The sequence below is a fragment of the Diplocloster modestus genome (assembly GCF_019042245.1).
GTDB lineage: Bacteria > Bacillota > Clostridia > Lachnospirales > Lachnospiraceae > Diplocloster > Diplocloster modestus.
In genome coordinates this window covers 51041-76085 of record NZ_JAHQCX010000012.1, presented here as the reverse complement: position 1 = coordinate 76085, position 25045 = coordinate 51041, and the positions used below count along the sequence as shown (strand labels likewise).

16 protein-coding genes and 4 tRNA genes are annotated in these 25045 nt (G+C 48.9%); 5 read left to right on the top strand and 15 right to left on the bottom strand.

What is annotated here, in order from left to right:
• Nucleotides 1-22: 22 nt before the first annotated feature.
• From KTH90_RS16490 to KTH90_RS16460, 7 genes are all read right to left on the bottom strand, one after another.
• Nucleotides 23-1198, bottom strand: a complete 1176-nt coding sequence (locus KTH90_RS16490; RefSeq protein ID WP_238727067.1) for an aminotransferase class I/II-fold pyridoxal phosphate-dependent enzyme — start codon at nt 1196-1198, stop codon at nt 23-25.
• Entirely contained in the window at nt 1195-1677 is a 483-nt protein-coding gene (locus tag KTH90_RS16485; protein ID WP_158351390.1) for an Lrp/AsnC family transcriptional regulator, read from the bottom strand. Before KTH90_RS16485 ends, KTH90_RS16490 begins: the two co-directional genes overlap by 4 nt.
• Before the next feature lie 98 nt (nt 1678-1775).
• Entirely contained in the window at nt 1776-2765 is a 990-nt protein-coding gene (locus KTH90_RS16480) for an AIR synthase family protein (RefSeq protein ID WP_238727066.1), read from the bottom strand.
• Nucleotides 2766-3063: 298 nt separating this feature from the next.
• Nucleotides 3064-4515: a VanW family protein gene (locus KTH90_RS16475; protein ID WP_238727065.1), complete on the bottom strand. Its 1452-nt coding sequence runs from the start codon at nt 4513-4515 to the stop codon at nt 3064-3066.
• 154 nt (nt 4516-4669) lie between these two features.
• Nucleotides 4670-5386: a 3'-5' exonuclease gene (locus tag KTH90_RS16470; protein ID WP_238727064.1), complete on the bottom strand. Its 717-nt coding sequence runs from the start codon at nt 5384-5386 to the stop codon at nt 4670-4672.
• A 19-nt stretch (nt 5387-5405) separates the two neighbouring features.
• The gene (gene nth / locus KTH90_RS16465; protein ID WP_158351386.1) at nt 5406-6053 is read right to left on the bottom strand and encodes an endonuclease III; all 648 of its coding nucleotides are present in this window, start codon (nt 6051-6053) and stop codon (nt 5406-5408) included.
• Nucleotides 6046-7797 (bottom strand): B12-binding domain-containing radical SAM protein, encoded by a 1752-nt coding sequence (locus KTH90_RS16460; RefSeq protein WP_158351384.1) that lies wholly within the window; start codon nt 7795-7797, stop codon nt 6046-6048. Before KTH90_RS16460 ends, nth begins: the two co-directional genes overlap by 8 nt.
• 339 nt (nt 7798-8136) lie before the next feature.
• Between KTH90_RS16460 and KTH90_RS16455 the strand changes: the two genes are divergently transcribed.
• The 4 genes from KTH90_RS16455 (at nt 8137) to KTH90_RS16440 (ending at nt 8499) form a co-directional block, all read left to right on the top strand.
• Nucleotides 8137-8218, top strand: a tRNA-Tyr gene (locus KTH90_RS16455).
• An 8-nt stretch (nt 8219-8226) separates the two neighbouring features.
• A tRNA-Phe gene (locus KTH90_RS16450) sits at nt 8227-8299 on the top strand.
• Nucleotides 8300-8325: 26 nt separating this feature from the next.
• Nucleotides 8326-8396 (top strand) — tRNA-Gly (locus tag KTH90_RS16445).
• 31 nt (nt 8397-8427) lie between these two features.
• A tRNA-Gly gene (locus KTH90_RS16440) sits at nt 8428-8499 on the top strand.
• Between the two features lie 182 nt (nt 8500-8681).
• Here the strand turns inward: KTH90_RS16440 and KTH90_RS16435 are convergent.
• The 3 genes from KTH90_RS16435 to KTH90_RS16425 form a co-directional block, all read right to left on the bottom strand.
• Nucleotides 8682-11954, bottom strand: coding sequence for a PAS domain-containing hybrid sensor histidine kinase/response regulator (locus KTH90_RS16435; RefSeq protein WP_238727063.1), 3273 nt, complete (start codon nt 11952-11954; stop codon nt 8682-8684).
• 26 nt (nt 11955-11980) lie between these two features.
• The gene (locus KTH90_RS16430; RefSeq protein WP_238727062.1) at nt 11981-14053 is read right to left on the bottom strand and encodes a PTS sugar transporter subunit IIC/EAL domain-containing protein; all 2073 of its coding nucleotides are present in this window, start codon (nt 14051-14053) and stop codon (nt 11981-11983) included.
• A 208-nt stretch (nt 14054-14261) separates the two neighbouring features.
• Nucleotides 14262-15260, bottom strand: a complete 999-nt coding sequence (locus KTH90_RS16425; protein ID WP_158351379.1) for a YeiH family protein — start codon at nt 15258-15260, stop codon at nt 14262-14264.
• 184 nt (nt 15261-15444) lie between these two features.
• Here KTH90_RS16425 and KTH90_RS16420 point away from each other — a divergent pair, with 184 nt between their 5' ends.
• On the top strand, nt 15445-16338 hold the full coding sequence (locus KTH90_RS16420) for a LysR family transcriptional regulator (protein WP_158351378.1): 894 nt from the start codon (nt 15445-15447) through the stop codon (nt 16336-16338).
• Between the two features lie 63 nt (nt 16339-16401).
• On the opposite strand, the gene KTH90_RS16415 is transcribed toward KTH90_RS16420, so the two are convergent.
• From KTH90_RS16415 to KTH90_RS16395, 5 genes are all read right to left on the bottom strand, one after another.
• Nucleotides 16402-18501, bottom strand: a complete 2100-nt coding sequence (locus KTH90_RS16415) for a glycoside hydrolase family 13 protein (protein ID WP_158351377.1) — start codon at nt 18499-18501, stop codon at nt 16402-16404.
• Nucleotides 18502-18968: 467 nt separating this feature from the next.
• Nucleotides 18969-20765 carry an ATP-dependent zinc metalloprotease FtsH gene (gene ftsH / locus KTH90_RS16410; RefSeq protein ID WP_158351866.1) on the bottom strand — a complete coding sequence of 599 codons (1797 nt, stop codon included), beginning with the start codon at nt 20763-20765 and terminating at the stop codon, nt 18969-18971.
• A 36-nt stretch (nt 20766-20801) separates the two neighbouring features.
• Nucleotides 20802-21323: a hypoxanthine phosphoribosyltransferase gene (gene hpt, locus KTH90_RS16405; RefSeq protein WP_158351376.1), complete on the bottom strand. Its 522-nt coding sequence runs from the start codon at nt 21321-21323 to the stop codon at nt 20802-20804.
• Between the two features lies 1 nt (nt 21324).
• The gene (tilS, locus tag KTH90_RS16400; RefSeq protein ID WP_158351375.1) at nt 21325-22800 is read right to left on the bottom strand and encodes a tRNA lysidine(34) synthetase TilS; all 1476 of its coding nucleotides are present in this window, start codon (nt 22798-22800) and stop codon (nt 21325-21327) included.
• An 81-nt stretch (nt 22801-22881) separates the two neighbouring features.
• Nucleotides 22882-24726: a SpoIIE family protein phosphatase gene (locus KTH90_RS16395; RefSeq protein WP_158351374.1), complete on the bottom strand. Its 1845-nt coding sequence runs from the start codon at nt 24724-24726 to the stop codon at nt 22882-22884.
• Between the last annotated feature and the right edge of the window lie 319 nt (nt 24727-25045).

The window sequence follows — 25045 nt, the reverse complement described above, 5'->3', positions numbered from 1 at the left end:
CTTATAATACCTTTTCGCCGGTTTAACGCCCCTGTACAGCGCGGAGACGCTCGATAAAGGAGCGCAGACGGCCGATGGCTATTTTCAGATTCTCCAGGGAATAGGCGTATGAGATACGCAGGTATCCCTCCCCACAGTCACCGAAGGCCGTTCCAGGCACCACCGCCACTTTTTCTTCCTGAAGAAAGCGGGTGGCGAATTCATCGGAGGTCATACCGAATTCTTTGATACAGGGAAATATGTAGAAGGCTCCGAAGGGTTCGAAGCATTTCAGGTCCATTTCACGGAATTCATGGATCAGGAACCGCCGGCGCTGGTCGTAGGCTTCGCGCATTTTCGCCACTTCCTCGTCCCCGTTCTTTAATGCTTCCACCGCTGCGTACTGGCTGGTGGTTGGAGCACACATGATGGCAAACTGATGCATTTTGATCATCTGTTCAATGATATTCGCCGGTCCACAGGCATATCCCAGTCTCCATCCCGTCATCGCATAGGATTTTGAAAATCCGTTGATCAGGATAGTGCGCTCTTTCATGCCCGGGAACTCTGCGATGGAAACATGATCCCCATGGTAGCTTAGCTCCGCATAGATCTCATCGGTCATGACAATCAGATCGTTCTCAATGATAAGATCCACGATATCGGCCAGATCCTCTTTCGTCATGACCGCGCCGGTGGGATTATTGGGAAAAGGCAGGATCAGTACCTTGCTCTTCGGGCTTAAGTGAGCTTCCAGATCCTCCCGGGTAAGCTTGAACTGATTCTCTTCCTTTAATTCGATCGGTACGGGAACGCCGTCTGCCATGACGGTACAGGGCAGATAGGACACGAAGCTGGGCTGCGGGATCAGCACCTCATCGCCCGGGTTCAGCACACAGCGCAAGCCGATGTCGATCGCCTCACTTCCGCCGACTGTTACGATGGTTTCTTTGTTCGGATCATAGGTAAGGTTCATCCGCCTTTTCAGATAGCGGCAGATCTCTTCCTTCAGCTCTTTTAATCCTGCATTGGATGTGTAAAAGGTCCGGCCCTGCTCCAGGGAGTATATTCCTTCATCCCGGATAAACCACGGAGTATCAAAATCCGGTTCCCCCACACCCAGCGATATAGCGTCTTCCATCTCCGTAACGATGTCAAAAAATTTACGGATGCCGGACGGAGCAATGTTTACGATTTTTTCGGATAATGGATTTTTCACGGTGATACTAACATCCTTTCATCTTTTGACATTTTTCCTATTATGGTTCCATGGTCTTTGTACTTTTTCAATATAAAGTGGGTCGCTGTGCTGAGTACGGAATCCAGCGTCGATAATTTGTCGGACACAAACTGGGATACATCCCGGATGGATTTTCCCTCCAGGATCACCAACAGATCATAGCCGCCTGAGATCAAATATACGGTATTCACCTCCGGATAATTGAAGATCCGCTCCGCGATCCTGTCGAATCCCTGTCCCCTCTGAGGGGTAACCTTTACTTCAATCAGAGCGGTCACTTTATCTGTGTCCGTCTTGTCCCAGTCAATCATGGTGTGGTATCCGCAGATAATCTTCTCCCGCTCCATGGCTGCCAGCTCATTGACTACGGCCGCCTCGTCAACTCCCAGGATGATAGCCAGTTCTTTTAGATCAAACCGGCTGTTTTTTTCAATAAAAGCTAAAATCTTCTCTCTCATGTTTTCCTCCAATCGTGCTTGCTTTTTGCACATATAGGTATGGGTGAACTGCTTTTTAGTTCAACCGTTCCTCCAATCGTGCTGTTTTTTGCACATGCCTATGCTTCATAGATTCGATACAATTCATCCGTCTTGGGACGCTCCAGATATGTGATCTCGCCCTGATTACGGACTACCCGGGCCTTGCCTGCTGTCACCTTGCCGATCACAGCGGCCGGTATCCCCTCCTGCTTTAAGGCTTTGACCAGGCCGTACCCGTCCGGACCCGACATCAGCATACAGCCGCTGGATATCAGATAGTATGGATTCAGGTCAAAATATTCGCAGATCTCTATGGTCTCCTGACGGACAGGGATTTCCATAAGATCAATGTCCAGTCCGACACCAGATGCTTCCGCCAGCTCCCAGAGGGCCCCGTAGATTCCCCCCTCCGTCACATCATGCATGGCACTGACACCGGACTTAAGCGCGACAGCCGCATCCCTCACCACAGAAATATATTGATCAAGCTCCCTGGCTGTCCGGACCAGCTTTTCCGGATATCGGGTCAGCAGCTGGGCTTCTTTTTCCTTCGCGATGATCGCCGTTCCCTCGATTCCGATCCATTTGGTTACCACCACGTCATCGCCCGGCTTTGCCCCGCCGGTGGTGATCAGACGGTCTTTTTTTACTTTTCCCACACCGGTTACGGTGATCAGCGGCTGCTGTACTACTCTGGTAACTTCCGTATGGCCGCCCATTACCTGGATATGGAGTTCTTCACAGACTTCCTCTACCTGGGCCATCATCTCCCGGAGTGTCTCCTCTTCCATATCCTCCGGAAGAAGCGCCGTAAGCAGAATTCCCACCGGCTCGGCTCCTGCGGAGGCCAGGTCGTTAGCCGTGACATGCACACACAGACGTCCTACATCCTGAACCGTCCCGGTGATCGGATCTGTGGACAACACAAATACCTCATCTGGTTCCAGCTGCATCACGGCGCAGTCTTCCCCCACGCCGGCTCCAACCAGTACCTCAGGTCTCTTTGTCTTGATTTGCTTGAACACGGAACGCTTTAATACAGATTCCGGCACTTTTCCTATCTTCATAGTTTCCTCCATTTGTGCATTTTTTCCGCACATTTAGGTATGGGTGAACCGTTTTTGGTTCAACCGTTCCTCCATTTGTGCATTTTTTCCGCACATTTAGGTATACCTTGACAGGTACTCTTAATACATGCCCTACGGGCGGGTTTGCAGCAAAGCTGCAAAACAAGGTATGGGTGAACCGTTTTTGGTTCAACCGTTCCCTGCTATATTACGGACAGTATAGGAATGGAAGTCTGAGTACGGGATACGTACAATCAGACTTCCTCTGCCTGCCATTCTCAATTTTAGATCAGATCTGTTATTCTCCGCCTCCGATACCGCCGAGCACCGCGTTCAGATAAGCCTCGTCACTGACCGTGACCGCATCCTGCAGCTGCTGTGCCAGATTACCATCCTCTGTAGCCAGGCCGATGGTAATATATTTGGGTGACGGCTGATATTTACTCTTATTGAAGATTTCTCTTGAAACCTCGGTTCCGTTTTCATAGACAACCTTCCAAAGCTGCGCGGTACAGCCTTTGTGCGCGGACTGGGTGGTTTTCTTATAGCCGGCCGGAAGAGCGGGATCACCGATAATCTTGGTTCCCGGATCCACCGTTTCCAGTGTCTCGCTGACGAATTCAATCTTACGGGTATTGGAGCGGTATTCTTCCCCGTAAATATTAAAGGTAATGGTCTTACCCTGGGTAAAGCCCTCGATATATATAGGGGCGTCCGTGTTATTCTTAAACTTCAGATCCTTGTAGGTTCCCGCGATAGCGGCGTCCATAGACGGCTGTACATAATCTACCAGCATGGAATGCGGAGAGCGCTCCGTCACTTCAAGCTCCGCGCGGATAACCGCATTGTATAAGGTCGTCGACACTTGGCAGATACCACCGCCCAGACTGTCTACCACCATACCGTTCTCGTAAGCGCCGGCCATCCGGTATCCATTCTTCTCCGTAAACGGGCTGACTGCCCCATATACTGAGAACTCATCCCCCGGATATATGACGGAAGCATTGATATGCTTCGCTCCTGATGATACATTGGTGACACGGTCCGAGGAGGAATTGGGGAAGCTGGTGCTGAATGATCCAAGCAGATCCTTAACCCGGCCCAGCTGTTCCGCCGTACCTTTGGGTTCATCCACTTCCACTGCCAGTTCCAGCTGACCTGTCCCGTGATCCCATTCATTGGAAATGTAGTCCAGTATCAAATCAACAGAAGTATCTACATCTACTTTCAGTCCCGTCTTTCCGGGAATTACGTTAAACGTACTGCCATTCTTTTCTAATCCGGCATTCTCCGCATCCACGTTAAATTTCGTGCATTCTTCTTCCACCAACGTTTTTACACTCTGCTCATCCGGTTCCACTCTCAGCTCATAGACTTTCTGCTCATGTTCCAGATCCTTTAAAGCCTTATAGCGCTGAACAATATTTCCGGATTTGCCGAGGCTTAAGGCCTCGTCCAGTATTTCCTCATTAGACAGCTTCAGTCCCAGCTGTCCGGCTGTAACCGTCATTTCTTCCTCATTGATCCGGAGGGTGATCTCTTCCTTGTCCAGGCCAGCGATATAGTCGTCAATCGCATCCTGGGCCTCCTGTTTCGTCATTCCTCCGGCATCGATATCTCCCAGGAATACTCCTTTATTAATGGTATCCCCGGAATCGCCTGCCGCATAAGCGGGTTTTTCCATTCCTATGGTACAGGTCAGCGCAGCCAGTAGAAAAGCACCGGCCCCAAGTAGTTTCTTTATTTTCATTCTATAATCCTCCTGCAGCACACTAGTTACTCTTATTCTTAGGCTCACACTACGGACAGAATCATAGGCACCACCATTGCCAGTACAACAATTATGATGATGGCGCTTGCAATGATTCTTCTCGTTTTGTTATCATTAAAATTGAACAATCCTATCACCTCGTTTTGATCTTTCCGTATTCCAAAATGATCTTGTCGATCATGCGGGACGCTTCATTTTTAGTCATGCTTTCTATCTGCAGACTTGTATCTATTTTATGATATTTTATCAAATCTATCAAGTATCGTTTTTGTGAATTTGTAATAGGTCCCTGTTTTTTAATCTGATAGACCAGAGGCTGCGGACGAAACACCTCGGAATGTTCCGGATAAAACTGCTCCAACAGCTTATCATAGAGACAGCTGCTGGCCTTCGCGTCCTCAAATGCGCGGTGTCTCTTCTCCTGTGTTATATGATAGTAATCGCACAAATATTCCAGGCTTCTGCTTTCCAGATCGGGAAGCAGCTTTCTGGCTATCTTCAGTGTATCCACTCCCTGCTTGTCAAACGTCATATCGCAGTTCACTGCAGTCCGCTTAATAAAGCTGTAATCAAAAATAATGTTATGTCCCAGAAGATCCAGATCCCCGCAGAAATCGATCAGTTCTCTGACCGCGTCCGCAGATGGCACTGCGTCCGCCGTCATCGTCTCATCGATTCCGGTCAGTTCGCAGATTCTCTCGGGTATCGGAACTCCCGGATTGACAAATGTCTGATATGTATCTGTAATTCTGCCGTCGATCACTTTCACCGCCCCGATCTCCAGGATGCGGTCCCTCGACGGATTTAAGCCCGTTGTCTCCAGATCCAGGGCCACGTAATCCATTTTCATTTTATCCTCCGGGGCACTTTTATTTTCGCCCTTTCTTCATCTTCCCATTGTATTCCAGACAATAGTCTCTCAAAAAGCACTCTTCACATTTCGGGCTTCTGGCAAAACAGATGGCTCTGCCGAATGTGATAATCTGTATATTATATAAAATCCAGTGGTCCTTTGGCAAGACTTTCATCAAATCATATTCGATTTTTTCTGGATCTTCTTCCTTGGTCAGTCCCAGTTTCCGGGAAATCCTCTTCACATGGGTATCCACGACGATGCTGGGTTCATGATAAATGTTCCCCCTTATCACATTTGCCGTCTTACGTCCCACCCCGGCCAGGGATGTCAGATCCTCTATAGTCTCCGGCACCTCCCCGCCGAACTCCTGCACCAGCCTTCTGGCGCAGGCGATAATATTTCTGGCCTTATTGTGGTAAAATCCAGTAGGCTTAATATCCTGCTCCAGCTCTTCCAGATCCGCATACGCGAATTTTTCCAGGGAATCGTATTTCCGGAACAGATCTTTCGTCACGATATTCACCCTTGCATCTGTGCACTGCGCGCTCAACATCGTGGCGATCAGCAGCTGCCAGGGCGTCTCGTGGTTCAGATAACACTTATATTCCGTAGTATATGTCTCATCCAGCAAATCAAGGATCGCTTTTGTTCTCTTAGTCATAATCTCTTCCATCCATATCCTCTACCTCCAAAACCAGTGCTTCGTTCGTCAGGGGATTCTTATGTTTATAATCAAAAAGCAGTACCGTCAGCTCATCCTTCTTTTTACCTGCCCCATTCACTTGATAACGGAAGAACTCCAGATGAGTCATCCTGGCCATTTGTGCGGCATCATATTCCGCATAATCCCGCAGATAATAACGCCTCTTCTCCTCCCGCCGGTAAAAATTACGGCTCTCCTGCTTCCATTGCTCCTGCGAGGGCGCCCATTCCGGACGGCTCTTTACATTTTCCCGCAGATACAGGTCATATAATAAAAGTTCCCGGTACAGCGCTTCCCGCTCCGGATCCGCCTTTACGGCAAACGCGAGCAGGATGTCATACTTCTGCAGCCTGGACTGGCTGACCCGGTCATAACCCTGTTCTTTATAAAAATCTGCCAGCCCCTCATACAGGGCAAAAGGATGTGCGAAAACTGTAACCAATTCGTCCAGCGCATGGTGGAACTGCCCGCTGTTATAATAAGTCTCCAGCACCCGTTCCACAGCCTTTAGTCTTAATATTTCTCCATAGGACAGCCATCTGGTACATAGCACCTCATAAACAGGCTTCTTCTGATAGACCAGTCCATATTCCCCGGCCTTCTCATACATCCACGAGCCCTTCAGTACCTTCAGGAATCCCAGCTGCAGCTGTTCCGGCCTCAGTTCATAGACATCGTTGAAGGAGCGGATGAAGCTCTCCAGCCCTTCAAACGGAAGTCCCGCGATCAGATCCAGATGCTGATGAATGTTCCCCGCCTGTTTCATTCTGCGCACCCGGTCCGACACCTTTTGAAAGTCCATACTTCTGCGGATCTCCCGCAGGGTATCCGGATTCGTAGACTGCACGCCGATCTCCAGCTGGATCAATCCCGGCCTCAGCGTCTTAAGAAGCTCCATTTCCTCTTCCGTCAGAATATCCGCCGCGATCTCAAAATGGAAATTCGTCTTTCCCCGGTCATGCTCTGCCAAAAAGCTCCAGACTGCCATAGCAAAATCCGGTCTGCAGTTAAACGTCCGGTCCACAAATTTCACCTGCGGCACCTCATTCCTGATCAATACCAGCAGCTCCTTCTTCACAAGATCCAAATCCCGAAACCGCAGCCGCTTATCCACTGAGGAGAGGCAATAGCTGCATGAAAACGGGCATCCGCGGCTGGCTTCATAATAGATGATCCGGTTCCGGAACCCACTCATATCGCTGTAAATAAACGGAAGACGATTCATGTCCATAGGTTCTCCCGGTGGATTCACCTGAATCTCCCGGCCTCCTCCGCGCCACACGATTCCCTCCAGATCCTCAAGCTTACTGTTTCCTTCTATATAATGTCGGGCCAGTCCCCGGAATATCTCCTCCCCCTCGCCGACCATGATCCCGGTAACTTCCGGCATCCGTTTAAGCTCCTGCACCGGATCAAAGGACACCTCCGGACCACCAAGCCACACCGGCACCTCCGGCATCACCTGTTTGAGATCCGTCACCAGATCCCTGATCAGATCCATATTCCAGATATAACAGGAAAACGCCAGCACATCCGGACAAGCCCCATAAAGCCCAGCCAGAATATCCTCCCTGTAATGATTAATCGTATATTCCCGTATCTCTATAAATTCCTCATATTCCTTCGCATAAGCCTTCAGGCTATACACCGCCAGATTCGAATGGATATACTTCGCATTCACGGCCGCCAGCACTATCTTCATCTTTTCCTCCATACGCGCGCTTTCCCGCACATATAGGTATGGGTGAACGTCTCTTTGTTCAACCTTCATTACCCCTTATTTATCACCTTAGTATATCCCATTCCCTTATAATCCGCAATGGATATTTCCGGCAGAGTGGGGTGATTTGGCCCCGCGGGATTTGCCGCCCGGCACCCAAAGGTACGCCCCTTCCCGCTCAGCCCGGACCTAAGTCAAACATCCCCAGCCCCTATAAACAGTAAATCGGAAGCCCAAAATACCATAAATTTGTAAAAATGTCTTGCACTTTAAAAAAAGCTATGGTATAGTATGTAACTGTCAGGACGCTGGTTCTGGTATGGATGGATTCCCGAGTGGCCAAAGGGGGCAGACTGTAAATCTGTTGGCAACGCCTTCGAAGGTTCGAATCCTTCTCCATCCACTCGTTTTGCCCAGATAGCTCAGTCGGTAGAGCAGAGGACTGAAAATCCTCGTGTCGCTGGTTCGATTCCGGCTCTGGGCACTGTATTTTCTGTTTATTGGAATGATGCAGGTGTAGTTCAATGGTAGAACACTAGCCTTCCAAGCTAGATACGTGGGTTCGATTCCCATCACCTGCTTTGGATTACTTCATATTTGTATGTTTAATTTGCGCGAGTGGCTCAGTGGTGGAGTATCGCCTTGCCAAGGCGAGGGTCGCGGGTTCGAATCCCGTCTCGCGCTTTTTTATTTGCTGAAATCACCTTATTTTTTTAAGGGATTTCGGCTTTTTTGTTATCATTTCATTGCAGACAGCTTGTGTCACAGACGGCAGAGTGCGTTGAATGGTTAAGGACCTGATGGAATAGAAATCCACCGGGTCCTTATTTCATCTTCATCCGTATTCTTTATTATCTGCCGCTGGTCTACAGCAGGCTTTCCAGTTCCTGGTATAACTGATTGATGTCGATTGGCTTTACCAGGTAGCTGTTGATGCCCGCTTCCAGTGCTTTGCTTCTGTCATCATCGAAGGCGTTGGCCGTCATGGCGATGATCGGAATCGTGAGGGCATCAGGCCGCTCTGCCTGCCTGATCACCCGGGAAGCTTCCAGTCCGTCCATAACCGGCATTCGGATGTCCATCAGGATAGCCATGTAATCTCCCGGCGCAGAGCATCGGAACGCTTCTACGGCGAGGACTCCGTTGACAGCCGTGTCCACTTCGATGTCCTTTAATTCCAGTAAGGATTTGGCGATATCCAGGTTTAGTTCATTGTCTTCAACCAATAGAACTTTTTTTCCCTCCAAATGAAACTTCTGCTCTTCCCTCTTTTTTTCGTGCGGGGTTACCTGCAGATTCAAAAAGGTATCACAAATCGTGGACTCAAACAGAGGCTTGGATATGAAGCAGCTGACTCCGGCGGCCCTGGCCTCGCCTTCTATACTACTCCAATCGTAGGCAGAGATGATAATGATCATGGTGTCCGGACCCACCAGTTTGCGGATTTCTCTGGTGGTCTCTATTCCGTCCATACCAGGCATCATCCAGTCGATCATAGCAATATCATAGACTTTGCCGTCTGTCAGGGAACGGCTGACCTCTTCCACTGCTTTTTTCCCGCTATCTACCCATTTCGAGACTGCCCCGATGTCTTCCAGGATTAGGGCGGTCTGCTCGCCGATCATGGGATCATCATCCACAACCAGTATCTGTATCCCCTTTAAAAGTTCTCTGGTCTTTCTATCCGCTTCCGCATACTCATCATCTTCTGTGAGTTCAAAGGGCAGTTCCAACCGGAAAGTGGTTCCTGCGCCTTTTTCACTCTCCACACTGATACTTCCGCCCATCAGCTGGGTCAGATTGTATACGATGGATAAGCCAAGGCCGCTCCCCACGTTGTTTCTGGCAAAATCTCTGGACTCCTGTTCAAAAGGCTGGTAAATTTTCTGCATGAAGTCTCTGGACATACCGATCCCTGTGTCTCTCACAATGAACTTCAGGTAAGCAAAACCGTTGGTCCTTCTGTCTTCTTCAATGGTGATCATTATTTTGCCGCCGGCCGGTGTGAATTTTATGGAATTCGAGAGTAAATTGACCAATATCTGATTCAGGCGCAGCGCATCTCCGATATAATACCGTTCCAGAGGCTCCTGGTGGTACACATCAAATATAAGGTTCTGCTCCTGGGCCTGGGGATAAATGATCGTATTGATTTCATTCATGAACTGCATAAAATCGAACTTTTCATGGGAAATGGTCATCTTTCCGCTCTCGATCTTAGACATGTCCAGGATGTCATTGATCAGAGACAAAAGGTAGCGGGAGGATGCGTCTATCTTTTCAAAACAGTCCTTTACCCGGACCGTGTTTTGTATTTTCAACTGCCCAATCGTGCTCATCCCGATGATGGCATTCATCGGGGTCCGGATATCATGGCTCATACGGGACAGGAAATCAGATTTTGCATTGTTTGCCGCTTTGGCCGATTCCAGCGCATCCCTTAAGAGCTGTTCCTGCTTCGCCTGTTCAGCCCGCTGTTCATCTAATACTTTTAACAGTAAAATAGCCAGCACATCATCGTTATAGGGATTATCCACATGTATCACATGCAGCGAAACCCAATGATACTGGCCGTCATCTCCCTTTTGGCGGATCTCAAGATAACTCTCCTGATTTCCCTCCAGGAACCGCTGAATCAGCACTTCTCTGCTGAGCACGCCCGCGAAATCCTCTTGGTATGATGAATAGACCTTACACTTTGTAAAGGCCACAAGATCATCAAAATTACCGCTGGGAATCGTTTGGATGATGAAATTGTCCTCTATAAAACAGTCGAACGTATTCTGCGTCAGATTCACACTCATAATAACCGGATAAGCGGTACATATCGCCGCCCGTAAAGAACGGTTTTCTATCAGCCGCTCTTTTTCCTGCTCCAGCTGCAGCTTCTTGTTCTCCGTAATATCCACAAATACGGCCTGATTCACTTCCATCCCATCCGTATTGATCACCCGGCCCACGGTGGCATTGATCCAGCATACACTTCCGTCTTTGCGCCGTCCCTCCCGGTTATAAGAGATCGTCTCCCCGTTCAGTTTGAGGTCTTCCACAGCCTTCCTGGTTCTATCCAAATCTTGTGTTTCTACCAGCTCGAAGGGGCTTTTAAAGTTTTCCCAGTATTCCTCCCTGCTGTATCCGTATATCTCCCAGGTCATACGATTGGCATAAACGGTGCGGTGGCTGGGATCCGTCGTAAACTGCAGTATTCCGCAGGGTACGGTATCATACAGTTGTGTCAGAAATTCCGCCTGACGTTTTACTTCTTCATCTGCCCTCTGTATTAGGAACTCCTGCTCCTTACGTTTGGTAATGTCGGATATAAAACTGTAGATCACCTCTTCACCGTCACTGTCGGTTAAGTATTTCCCCTGCTCCAGAACCCAGATTACTTCTTTATTTTTCTTCAATACCCGGTATTCTACCGAGTAGGTATTGTCCTTTGTGAGGCTTTCATCCACCTGCTTTTTCATAGGAGCATAGTCCTCTTCACAGATAAAACCCTCACAGCAGAAACGGCAGCCCGCTAAACACTCTTCCACCGAGACATAACCCAGCATCCGGCTCAGGCTTTCGCTGATCCATTTAATCCTATACATGTCATCATTGTAACAGATCTGCATCCCTCCTGGCAGCTGGTTCATCATCAGATCGATCTGCCGGTCTTTTTTCACCACCATCTTCTGCAGCTCTTCATAGGTTTCCTTTGCAGCCTGAATTGGAAAAAGTTCATCTTCCTTTACGGCCGAAAACGGGAGCGAATTGTGAATATGTACGGTCTGATAGGTATCTCCGGCTTTCTTAAATATGAAGCTGATTCTCTGATGAATCTTCATCTTGGCCTCAAGTTCCGGCACGGTTTCCACCCAGCTCATCCCTTCGCACAGATAATAGGAATCCCCCAGCGGAACCGTCACATACTCCGCATCCCACATCTGGCATCGCAGAAGATCCCCTTTTCCATCCCGGAAACATTTTGCGACATTGTCTTTTCCTTCCGCTTTCTGGAATTCTCCACCGCCCAGCCATACGATTTCCGGTGCAAAAGTTGAAATCAGGAATTCCACATCACTTTCACAAAAATACTTGCGCAGCAGCTTATCGGCTAATTCTTCTACTTCCTGAATTTCCTTTGACTTCATTTCATTACTCCCTTTTCTTCATTCATTCAAACCGATTGATAAGATGAGCAAAAATTCACCAGGTCCTCAAAAGGCACTGCTGGACTGTATAGATAGCCCTGGAACATGGTGCATCCCAAATCCAGCAGAACATTCCGAATCTCTTCATTTTCCACCCACTCCGCCACAACCCGGAAGCCCAGATTTTTCCCCAGGCTAATGATGGATCCCACGATCTCCCTGCATCTGGCATTATCCACAATCTGACGTACCAGGCCACCATCCAGCTTCACATAGCGGAACCGGTTGGAACGCAGATATTTGAGCGAGGTCTGACCCATACTGAAATCATCGATCGCCATAAAAATCCCATTTTCGCTGAGCAATTCTATATTTTCTCCAATGTACGGCAGATTCACCAGGGATGTCTCCTCTGTCACTTCCAGGATCAGCTGATTATTTACATCATAATCCATGGCCAAACGGATCATATTGCGGATCAGTTTTTCGTTGTTCAGCTGTTCCGCCACAATATTCGCGGATATCTGGAAATCCGGCTCCACCCGCTCACGAATCCGGTACAGATCACGGCATACGGTATTCAAAACACACCAGGTCAGCGTTTCATAGCAGCCGTCCTCTCTGGCCAGAGATATGACCAGCGGCGGATACACGGTTTCTTCCTTATATTTCCAGCGCAGCAACGCTTCCGCTCCGATTACCCGTCCCATATCATCCACCTGCGGCTGATAGAATACAGGGACCGCTTCATTCTCCACATCGCTTCTGAGCTGTTCCGCCATTGCCTTAGCTATCATACCGACGCTGTCATTTCGCGAAAGGTAATTCATATCCGATCCTTCCTCTTCGCTGGTCCGGAAACATCTCGTCAACTCAGCCACCATATACTGGCTGCCATACGCCTGCAATCTCTCCCACAGCTTCACAAAAGGCAGATAAATACCGGTTCCAACCGCCAGTATGATCAACTGCACCAGCATTCCCCGCCAGGAACCTGTAGCCAGATATCCGCTGAAAAAAACCGGAGTCGTCCAGGTAACCGACTGGGATACCGGGGGCATAAAACCGAACGTCACTGCGGTATAGGCGATTATCAGAGAAAATACAGGCACCAGAATAAAAGGCAGGATCATAACCGGATTCAGTACTATCGGTAAGCCAAACACAAGTATTTCATTTATATTAAACAAACCAAGGGGGGCTGCAGAGTACACCAGATTCCGGTTACTCTTAACCTTTGAGATCAGTATCAGCGCAAGCAGCAGGCAAACCGTAGTCCCACTTCCGCCGATTACCGCAAAGTTATCCAGAAATGATTTTGAAATAATCGTCTGCTCTCCTGTAAATACAGTCTGGGCGACCGTATCCAACGCGTTTCCCCCATGGATTCCGAAAATCCACAGTAAATTCTGAAGAAAGGTAAACAGCACTCCATTCGCCAGTTCCCCATGCAGATTTCCAAAAAGCGACTGCAGCAGAGTACTGATCAGATCGTTGAGATTCGCAACGTGCAGAAACGTATCCATCAGAAGATTACTTACCGCAAATACGGTGACACTAACCGCCATTGGAAGGATAGCGGTCATTGAACTTCGAAAATGAATATCCACCCCGGCCGCGTAGGAACGGAACTTTCGAAAAACATTCAATTCCATGGCAAAGAACAATCTGGTAGCCAGAATCGAACACAGCATCGCAGTGAACACCCCGATCGTTCCAAAGCTCTCCAGCTCAAGTGACCCGCTGGCTCCCCCGAAGGACGCAATGAAGCAAGCCAAAGCCGTCGTCATAGCCATCAGCCGGAGCCCGGTATTCCCCGCCGCAAATTCACCGGAATAATAATAACTGATTCCCAGCACCAGATACAGCGAAACAAATCCTGAAGTCGAATCAAAAATAAAGTTCATCAGGCGCAGCAAAAAGCCTCCTCCAAACTCGGCGATCCATTCCTGAAACGCCGGGATCGGGAAGCTTCTGATCAGAAGCGCAAAGGAGCCGGTCAATACAATCGGTATCACCAGCAGAAATCCCTTCTTAACCGCAGCAAATACAGTATGATGCTCTAACGCATACATCCAACCCTGTACTCTGTCATACATCTCTAAGTCCTCCCCAAAGCTCTGTCGATAACAGTATCTTTATCATAACATATTCTTTGAAAAGAAAAAAGAATTCTTTCATGACTGCGAGCCTGACTGCGGGCTGACCAGGGTTAGCTTTTCGTGACGACGGTCCAAAAAGTATGGCGCAGCCCTGCGTCATACTTTTTGGACCGTCTCATGGCCGGCTGATAAAGTCCCCCTTATCCTACCAGATTCCCAGAAAGTACTGCATGCACAAGCTGACACAGGCGATTCCCACCCAGCAGCAAAATCCCATCAGAATGGGTCTGCCCCCGGTTTTTACCAGGCGGATAATGTTGGTATTTAACCCGATAGCGGCCATGGCCATAATGATGAAGAATTTACTCAGGTTTTTGAGCGGGGATGTTACTATGGCTGGCAGGTTGAATACGGTTGTAATGACGGATGCCAGGATAAAGAACAGAATAAAGACCGGAAAAATCTGTTTTAACTGGATGTTGGCTGTATCCTTATTTTTTTCGGTTTTCACACGGATGAAGGCCAGCATGAGAGAAACCGGGATGATAGCCAGTGTCCTTGTCAGTTTTACAATGGTGGCGGCCTGCAGTGTATTGCTTGCGTGTATGCCGTCCCAGGCGGTGGCGGCAGCTGTCACGGATGATGTGTCATTAATTGCCGTGCCGGCAAAGAGACCAAAGCCTTCATTGCTTAAGCCCAGAAGATGGCCTAACGTGGGAAAGAGCAGCGCGGCAGCAATATTAAACAGGAATATTACAGATATGGATTGGGCGATCTCTTCATCGTCCGCGCCCACTACAGGCGCAGCAGCGGCGATGGCTGAACCGCCGCAGATTGAGGAGCCTACACCTACAAGGGCCGATATCTTATAAGGCATCTTCATCAGCGCGAACATCAGCGCCGCTATCATCAGTGACGTAGATATGGTCGCGATAATGATGGGCAGCGACTGTTTCCCTTTTAGCAGGATATCGGTCAGGTTCATGCCGAAGCCTAACAGAATGACTGCGTATTGTAATATCTTCTTCGATGTGAACCCGATTCCAGGCTGTACCGCTTGCTTATCCTTCAGCAGAAGCGTAACAACCATACCGATCAGAATCGCGAATACCGGTCCTCCCACTACCGGAAGCAGCGATCCCAGAAACCAGGCCGGTATTGCGATGAGCAGACATAAAAGTACCCCTTTTGCATTCTTTTTCATAATTTCCTCCCATGCGCATCTAATGCGTCATAAATTGAGGTATAGGTGAATATTGTATTCGACCTTATTTCCTCATTTTTCCATTTTCACAAGGGAGAGTATAACATGTAACATGAATAAGATAAAATTATATATATTTATTAAATGATAAATATATGTTATGGTTAAACAAAGAGGTGATCTTATGTTGGATTTTCGAATCCATACGTTTCTGAGTGTCTGCAGGCACATGAGCTATACAAAGGCCGCCGAGGAGCTCCATATTACACAACCCGCCGTCTCACAGCATATCCATTGCCTGGAAATGGATTATCACGCGAAATTATTCCGGTACGCGGGCAAAAAGCTCAGCCTCACAGATGCCGGCAGTCTGCTTCTGAATACCGCGATAACGATGAAGCATGATGATGTTCATCTGAGAGATCAGCTGCACCAGCTGCAGGCAGGGAAACCGCGTCTGACGTTTGGGGTGACTCTGACGGTAGGAGAATTCTTAATTCCCCATCGCATCGCTGCTTATCTGAAAAATCATCCGAACACATCGGTCAAGATGATCGTATCCAATACCCAGGACCTGCTGTCCAAGATTAACCAGGGGGAGATTGATTTCGCTTTGGTAGAAGGATTTTTTAATAAAAGTGAGTATGACTATCTGGTCTATACCCGAGAGCCGTTTATCGCGGTCGCAGCTTCTGATTACCGGTTTAAAAAACCGGTACAATGTATTGAAGATCTGCTGGAAGAGCGGATTCTGCTGCGGGAAGCCGGCTCGGGCACCAGAGGAGTACTGGAACGTTATCTGGAAAGCTGCAATCTAACGGTCAGCGATTTTTCAAACACCGCACAGATCAGCAACATCCGCGCACTCCTGTCTCTGGCAAGAGAAGGCTGCGGCATCACATTTTTGTATGAAGCCGCAGCCATGGAGGATCTGGAGACCGGGCGGATGCAGCGCATCCCGCTTAAGGATTTCCGGATCACTCATGATATTACGTTTTTATGGCGAAAACAAAGTATTTTTAAAGATTATTATGAAAATCTTTTTCAGGAACTATCCGTTAAGAAAGACCAAACTTAAGACAACAATACATATCATAAAAAAGCTTTCCATCAATACAGGCCATGCTATAATAACAGAGGGCTATGTCCGCCTGCGAAGGATTACGGAGGAAAATGGCGGCAGCTTTAATTTAAGCCTGCCTTCCCCGACCCTGTACCTCTCCGGTTCCGTCGTATGACCCTCCCGGGTGGTCAAGATCAGCCGTTCCAATTCACATTCTATGGGAATCCCGGTCTCCCATACGGATATCTCCATAGGCGCCTCCTCTTCCCGGTTGTTCATGGCGATAACGATCTGCTGTCTGCGGTCGAACCTGGCGTAACTCACCATGTTCTGTTCCGCCGCGAGCAGCAGGATCGATCCAAACGTCAGCACATTATTTTCTTTGTGGATGCGGATAATCTCTTTGTGGAAATCAAGCAGCTCCAGATCCTCTCTTCCCCAGGGATAGGATCTGCGGTTATCCGGATCTGTAAAACCGCACAGCCCCGCTTCATCCCCATAATAGATCGTAGGAGCTCCCGGCATGGTAAACTGAGCCACCACGGCTTCCCGGAATATGCCTTTATTTATACCCTCTTCCGCCTTCTCATGGCCCAGGCGGCCCACACGGCCCACCACATGATTCGTACGGGTCAGAAAGCGGGAATGGTCATGATTCGACAGCTCATTCATGGCTACCAGCATAGACGGCATCAGGAAATTGGACATGTGGTGTTTTAACGCGCCCACCAGGTTTTCCGCGTTTCCCAGCATATCGGGCCGGAACTCGTCGCTGTGCTTTTCCATTCCCGTCAAAAACCAGGTAATAGGCTCCATAAAGGCGTCATAATTCATAACCGTATCCCATTCGTCGCCCTGCAGCCAGGCCCCGGGATTCCCATAATGTTCGGCCACGATCAGCGCCTGTGGATTCGCCTCCTTCACCACCCTCCTGAAATCCTTCCAGAACTTGTGGTTGAACTCACCGGTATGGCCCAGATCCGCTGCCACATCTAACCTCCAGCCATCCGCCGAGAAAGGCGGGGACACCCATTTTCTGGCCACTTCCAGCACATAATCATACAGTTCCCGGGATTGTTCGTAATTTAACTTCGGCAGTGTGTCATGCCCCCACCACCCGTCATAGTACGGATTATAGGGCCATTCGTGCTCATTATTGAATTTAAAGAAATTCCGGTAAGGACTGTCCGCAGACACATAAGCACCGGGCGCATATCCCTGGGCCCCCTCATAGATCCGCTCCCTGTCCAGCCATTTATTAAAGGAGCCGCAGTGATTAAACACTCCGTCCAGTATAATCTTCATACCCCGCCTGTGAATCTCTTCGATCAGTTTGATCAACAGTTTATTACTGGCCTCCAGGTTCTCCGTGTCAGTAACCCGCTGTATATATTTTGACGCTCTCGCATTGTCATTCTCCCATTCAGGCAGCGGTTCGCCCCCATCCTTTACAATAACGCCGAAATGCGGGTCCACATAATCATAATCCTGGATATCATACTTATGGTTGGAGGGGGATACAAAAATCGGATTCAGGTAGACGACCTCCACCCCCAGATCCTGCAGATAATCCAGTTTATCCATAACCCCTTTCAAGTCGCCGCCATAGAAGGACCTGACATCCATCGCATCCGGAAGCCGGTACCAGTCCTCCACCTTGTGGGTTCCTTCTTTAATATATATATACTCCCGGTTCTCCACATCATTGGAGGGGTCTCCGTTATAGAACCTGTCTACGAAAATCTGGTACATCACCGCGCCCTTTGCCCAATCTGGTGTCTTAAAGCCCGGCACAATGCTGAACATGTAATATTCCTGGAGATCTTTTGAAATCCCGCGTTCATTATAAAAACACCGGATCCGTCCCGCATTAATCTCAAAGAAATAAAGAAGCGGCTCCCGTCCTACCGTTATGTCCACCTTATAGTAATCAAACGGCCCCTCTGACAGTTCCTTTTCCATCAGCTGCCGCACCTGTCCGCTGATAAAATACACGCTGTCCACATTATTTTTTCCCGTCCGGCACCGGATCGTAACGGTTTCCCCCGCCTCCGGTTCCATAGGACTCCGATAGGTAAGCGTCCCATCGCTGAAAATCGCTTTTTTATTCAAAATGGGATTCAGGCTGTTTATATATTTCTGCTTTTTCTCCAATATTTCCAAGTCTTCCAAATACATCCCGATACTCCTTTTATATCATTATATGTCGGCTTATATTACTTCTATTCTATAGCAGAGGGAGGCTTTATGCAAACTTATTATTTTAAGTGGTTTACTGACCGGGAAGGTTTTATGAATTATTCAAATTTTTTCAAGCTGTTTCAAAAACATAACGGCGTGTGTCCTGCAAAATTCAGAAAGAACTGATACCTTCCTGACGGTGTTCTTCGTCTCCGCATAACAGATCAATACTTTCCCAAAGTAAAGAAGCCAGCTGGCGCTGGCTTCTTTGGAGAAGGTATTTCTTTCTTATGGGGTGTAGCAAAAACTATATAATGTATTGGGGGGGTTTTTACAATGATTATTATAGCATTGGGGGGCGGATAAGTGTGCACAAACTTTACAAAAATGGTTATATTTTTTTGTTAGAAATTGACAAGGGACTTTCGGCATTCTGACGAAAGTCCCCGTTTTATTGCACAGAATCAGGCTTCGGGCTGGAATAAAGCTTCAAATTCATCGCGGTTGATTTTTTCCTTTTCTAACAGGAGATCGGCACAGCGGTGCAGCACTTCTTCGTGCTCTTTGATGATTGCTTTCGCTTTCGCGTAGCACTCATCAATGATTCGTTTTACTTCATTGTCGATCTTCTGGGCTACGGACTCCCCGTAGGCTCTGGTGTGCGCCAGATCCCGGCCGATGAACACTTCGTCTTCATCATTGTCGTAGCTGATCAGGCCCACAGCCTCTGACATGCCGTACTTGGTAACCATCGATTTGGCGATTCCGGTAGCCTGCTTGATATCCTGTGAGGCTCCGGTGGTGATATCGTCAAAGATCAGTTCCTCTGCCACACGGCCGCCCAGATCTACGATGATATCCTGGAGCATGCGGCCCTTTGTGTTGAACATCTCGTCGCTTTCCGGGAGGGGCATGGTGTAGCCGGCGGCGCCCATGCCGGTGGGAATGATAGATACGGTGTAGACCGGGCCCACATCGGGCAGTACGTGGAACAGGATCGCATGGCCGGCTTCATGGTAGGCGGTGATGCGTTTTTCTTTTTCCGTGATTACCCGGCTTTTTTTCTCTGCTCCAATTCCGACTTTGATAAACGCGCGGCGGATGTCCTGCTGGATAATGTAATCACGCTCTTCCCGGGCCGCGAAGATGGCTGCCTCGTTCAGAAGGTTTTCCAGATCGGCTCCGGTGAATCCGGCGGTGGTCTGGGCTATCTGTTTTAAATCGATATCATCGCCCAGGGGTTTGCCCTTGGCGTGTACTTTCAGTATTTCTTCCCGGCCTTTTACGTCGGGCCGTCCGACTCCCACCTTACGGTCGAAGCGGCCGGGGCGCAGGATCGCAGGATCCAGAATATCCACACGGTTGGTGGCGGACATTACGATGATTCCCTCATTGACGCCAAAACCGTCCATCTCCACCAGAAGCTGGTTTAAGGTCTGCTCTCTCTCGTCGTGGCCGCCGCCCATACCGGTGCCGCGGCGTCTGGCTACCGCGTCAATTTCATCAATGAAAATAATACAGGGGGCGTTTTTCTTGGCTTCCTCGAATAAATCACGGACACGGGACGCTCCCACGCCGACGAACATCTCCACAAAATCCGAACCGGAGATGCTGAAGAACGGAACACCCGCTTCTCCTGCCACAGCCTTGGCCAGCAGTGTCTTACCGGTTCCGGGAGGGCCGACCAGCAGAACTCCCTTGGGAATCCTGGCTCCTACCTGTATATATTTTTTCGGAGCTTTCAGGAAGTCCACGATCTCCTTTAACTCCTCTTTTTCCTCATCCAGACCGGCTACGTTCTTAAACGTAACCCGCACATTGGAATCATTGGCCATCTTGGCGCGGCTCTTGCCGAAGTTCATCATCTTCGTTCCGCCGCCTCCGCCTGCCTGCCGGTTCATCATCATAAACAGGAAAATGACCAGCCCTGCGGTCACCAGGATCGGCAGCCCGATGGTTAAAAATTTGTTATCCCTGGCCACGTCCGTGAGAATCGGGTCGATTCCGTTGTCCCGAAGAAGCACTTCCGTCTCGTTGACATCCGATACGAACAGAGTCTTTACTTCGTTGGAATCCAGATACAGTTCCACCTTGCCGGTAGGGACTTCCTGATTCTGCTGGATTCTGGCATTCGTAACCTTGCCTTCCTTCAGGTCTGTGACCATCTGCTTATAGGTGTAGTCATCTGTACTGCGCATATTCTGGTTCAGCATCATGAATACGAACAGTACAGCCACAAGGATCAGCAGATAGAATCCCATCCCCTTTGATTGCTTATTCAAATGTCAAATCTCCTTTCACTGCTCAATTACTCCGATATAGGGGAGATTTCTATATTTCTGAGCGTAATCCAGGCCGTAGCCCACGACAAATTTATCTGGAATATTGAAACCGACATAATCCACCTTCACATCCACTACTCTGCGCTCCGGCTTATCCAGAAGGGTACAAAGCTTAAGGCTCGCCGGGTTGCGCTTCTTAAGGATCTCCATCAGATAGTGAAGAGTCCGTCCGGAATCAATAATATCTTCTACAATTATCACGTGCTTGCCTTCCAGCAGTTCATCCAGATCTTTCACGATCTTCACAACGCCGCTGGAGCTGGTATCGTCTCCGTAGCTGGAGACATCCATAAAGTCCAGAGATACGGGCACGGTGATCCTCTTGGCCAACTCGCACATAAAGAATACGCCGCCCTTCAAAATACAGATCAGGTGAACGTCCTTACCTTCATAGTCCCTGCTGATCTGCATACCGATTTCTTTGATCTTGTCATCAACTTCCTGCTCCGTCAATAACACGCTTATTTTATCCGCCATCTCAATTCTCCTTTTCTACCTGTACTTCTAAGATTCTTTTTGTATCTTTGGTGATCTTATACCACTCGCTGATACGATATCCGATAATCCATATGATATGATCCGCATCCGCCAGAAGCGGGATGCTGTCCCTATTCTCCCTGGGGATCTTCCGGTCGATAAAATAGGATTTCAGTTTCTGGTGATCCCCCCCGGAATTAACAATCATGTAATCTCCCGTCTGCCTGGTCCGGATCCGGACACCATTTTTTATTTTATCATAATCAAACCATTTCGTATAGTTCTTTTCCGGAAAAGCTTCGGAATTCTCGCATTTCCTGACCTTAAATAGGAAGCGGTAACCCGGTAATTCCAAAATTCCACGCTCCTCCGGATCAACCGCCACTCCGCCCGGAACCCGATAATCAAACGCAGACGGCACCGCGTCTCGTACCAAAGCGGCATCCCTTCTATCAGAATGGTCAAATTGGGGTTCTGTAAGCGGCATGGTCCGGACCAGATGGATGTGATCATAACCACGCCGTCCGATGATCCCGTAAGGCAGATGTACTTCCTTCCCCACCCCCGCTCCCGTAAGCTGATCCAGCATCTCAATATGCCTGGCCGTAATGTCCTTCATCTGTCCCGCCAGCAGCTCCGTTGCACGGCGCAGCAGAAGGCGGCGGATCACAGGTTTTTCCGCAGACATGGCTGAGACCTCCAGTCTCACGGTCCTATTCGTCCGTTCCTTATGATCCTGTATCATAGCACAGCTTTTAAAACGCTCATCGGCATAGGACTCCAGAAACTCGTGGGCTTCACTTATCTGACCGGCAGCCTTTACAATATGCTCTACTGCCTTTGTATTGATTTCACGCGCAGCATAAGGCAGTATATTCAGGCGGACCTTGTTCCGTACATACTCCTCCGTAAGGTTCGTCGCGTCTGTGCGGTAGGCAATTCCATGCTCTGTCAGATACTGCTCGATCTCCTGCCTGGAAACGCACAGCAGAGGGCGGATGATCTTCCCTCTTACCGCCGGGATTCCGGCCATTCCCTTAAGTCCGCTTCCCCGGAACAGATTCAGCAGCACGGTCTCCGCGTCATCATCCATATGGTGCGCCACTGCTATTTTATTCGCTTTATACTCCCGGCATGCCTCTTCAAATGCCTGGTAGCGGATTTCTCTTCCTGCTTCCTCCACGGACTGCTTTTTTTCCCTGGCGATTTCAGCCACACGATAACAGTATTTCCGAAAAGGGATATCATATTCCTGGCAGAGCTGTTGTACATATCTCGCATCCTCCTCGGAATCCGCGCCCCGGATGCCGTGCTCCACATGTACCGCCACCAATGTCAGCGGAATTTCCCTGCGAATTTCCATCAGCGTAAAAAGCAGGCATACGGAGTCCGCTCCTCCAGATACGCCTACAATTACCCTGTCATTGGCCTTCAGCATGTCATTTTCCGTGATATATTTCAATATTTTGTGTATCATGTCCCGAAGCTCCTTCTCATTCTTTAAATATATAGAGTTCCGGCAGAAAATGCAAGCTGGCTTTTCCTTTTTCCCTCCTCTTTATTTTTTCCAGATTCCGATAGCCAGAACCGTCATGTCGTCTCTGGCCTTATTGTCATTATATTCCTTTGCACGCTCCAGAATGCGTCTGGAAAGCTCTTTTGGATTATTTGTATCCGCCTCCATAATGATCTCCCGGATCAGTGTATCCTGCTCTTCTATAGGCAAAGCGTCCAGCACGCCGTCTGTGACCATAATGACAAAATCACCGTCATACAATTTTTTATTCGTCGAATCAAAATCCAGTTGATGGAAAACACCCATGGGAAGACTGGTGGAGGTAATGGCCTCCACCCAGTGGTCCCGCTTAATAAAGGTTGTGGAGGCTCCGACCTTCAGGAACTCACACACCCCGCTATATAAGTCAAATGCGCTGATATCGACCGTGGAGAAGGTCTGTGCATCGGTCCTAATGACCAGCGCAGAATTAATTAATTTAATGGCTGTCTCTTTACAAAACCCAGCCTCCAGGAACTGTTCCAGCAGTTCGATCACCTGCTCGCTCTCCTGGCAGGCGGGGATACCCGATCCCATACCGTCGGACAGACTGACCACCAGCTGTCCGTTCTCTGTTTGAGTAAACGCGAAATTATCTCCGGAGATCTTTTCGTCTTCTCTTGTGGACCTGGCCACCCCGTACAGCACTTTGAAATTTGTATCCTCCACAAACTGAGTCGTCCCATATTCCTGCCCTACGAAATTCCGGCTGTCCCTTGCCGGTACCATGGGCTTATTTATCACTTTGGATAGCGCATTTGCGATCTCTTTGGTCGAGATACATTTTCCCCGCTGTTCTTTCATGGTCAGGTACACCTCCTGCCGTTTTTCCCTGTTCTCCAGCATGGAGACGGAAGAAACCGACAATCTCATACTTCTTAACTTTTTTCGGATCATTTCCTCTAGGTCTTCATTCTGCTGTTCCCCCTCTCTCATATCGTCCGCGACCGTGACCATGATCTGGGCCACCTCGCTTAGCTGTGCCGCTACGGCTTCTCTGTTTTCCATCAATTTATTATTCCAGAGCAGGTTCTGCCTGGCTCGTTTAAAAATATCCACGGTCTCTGACAGGAACCGCTTGCTGTGGATACAACGGTGGGAAAACTGCTGCTCTATGCCCGGGCTTAGGCGTTCCCCATTTTGTTCGATATCCGTAAAGATCTCGTATGTAAGCTTGTACGTATCCAGGAAATCATTTTTCCAGCATTTCTGCTTCCGCTCGCAGTTCTGGCAGATCCGGTCCGCGATCTCATCAAACATCCTTCCCACGTCCTGCTCCGATAATGTCTCCTGGTAGCTGGGCATCTGGGAAACTGTGCTGGCCAGATTCTGAAAGGACTCCGCCAGGCCTTTCATCTTCTCCCGCACCGGATTATACTCTTCCACGCTCTCCTCTTTCTTTCGAAAGGAAAAATACAAAAACTTTCCGATCACACCATCAAAGATAACCGTCAGTGAGAGTACAAGGACTCCCTCGCAAATGCCCCGAATCAGATCGTTGACTGGCCGTACCATCAATAAATAATCGGTAAACTCCATTGCAGCGATCCCGGCCCCGGCGAAAAAACCCACTGCCCACTTTCCGACCCGTTCTCCTCCATTTTCCAGAAGGTTGGTCAATACCACGACGATCACCATGCAAAGTCCATACTTTGCCACCTGCAGCAGCGTCCCCTGGGTAGCAATTCCAATCAGTACCGCCGGAAAAATCAGGGCCCGGTACGCGTTCTCCAGATATACCGCCGAGAACCAGGCCAGTCCCACTGGGAAATACCCCATCACCGCCAATCCTCCTGCACCAAATCCTGCCACCTGCAAAGCCAGTTTCCTCCAAGATACTTTTTTCATGACGATCAGCCTCCCCTTTCACTCTTCTATACGATATGTTATTTTTTTGAGTCATGCTTCCCACGCCCCATCCCCAGGCCGCAGCCAGCATCTATATGTAGTTGTCCGCAATTCCACACCTTTTTGTACCGCTTTCCCGTGTCGTGTACGCTATGCGTTGTGCTCTTCTGTCCTGGCACCATTTGATCCGCGCGGTACGCCCGCTGTGTCATGCGCATGTTTTCTATCAGCAGCCAACACCGTCATCCCTCCGGCGTTTTGCGCTGATACTGCGGTATTATAGAGGCTTGGATCTAAAATCTTTGTCAAACGGAAGACC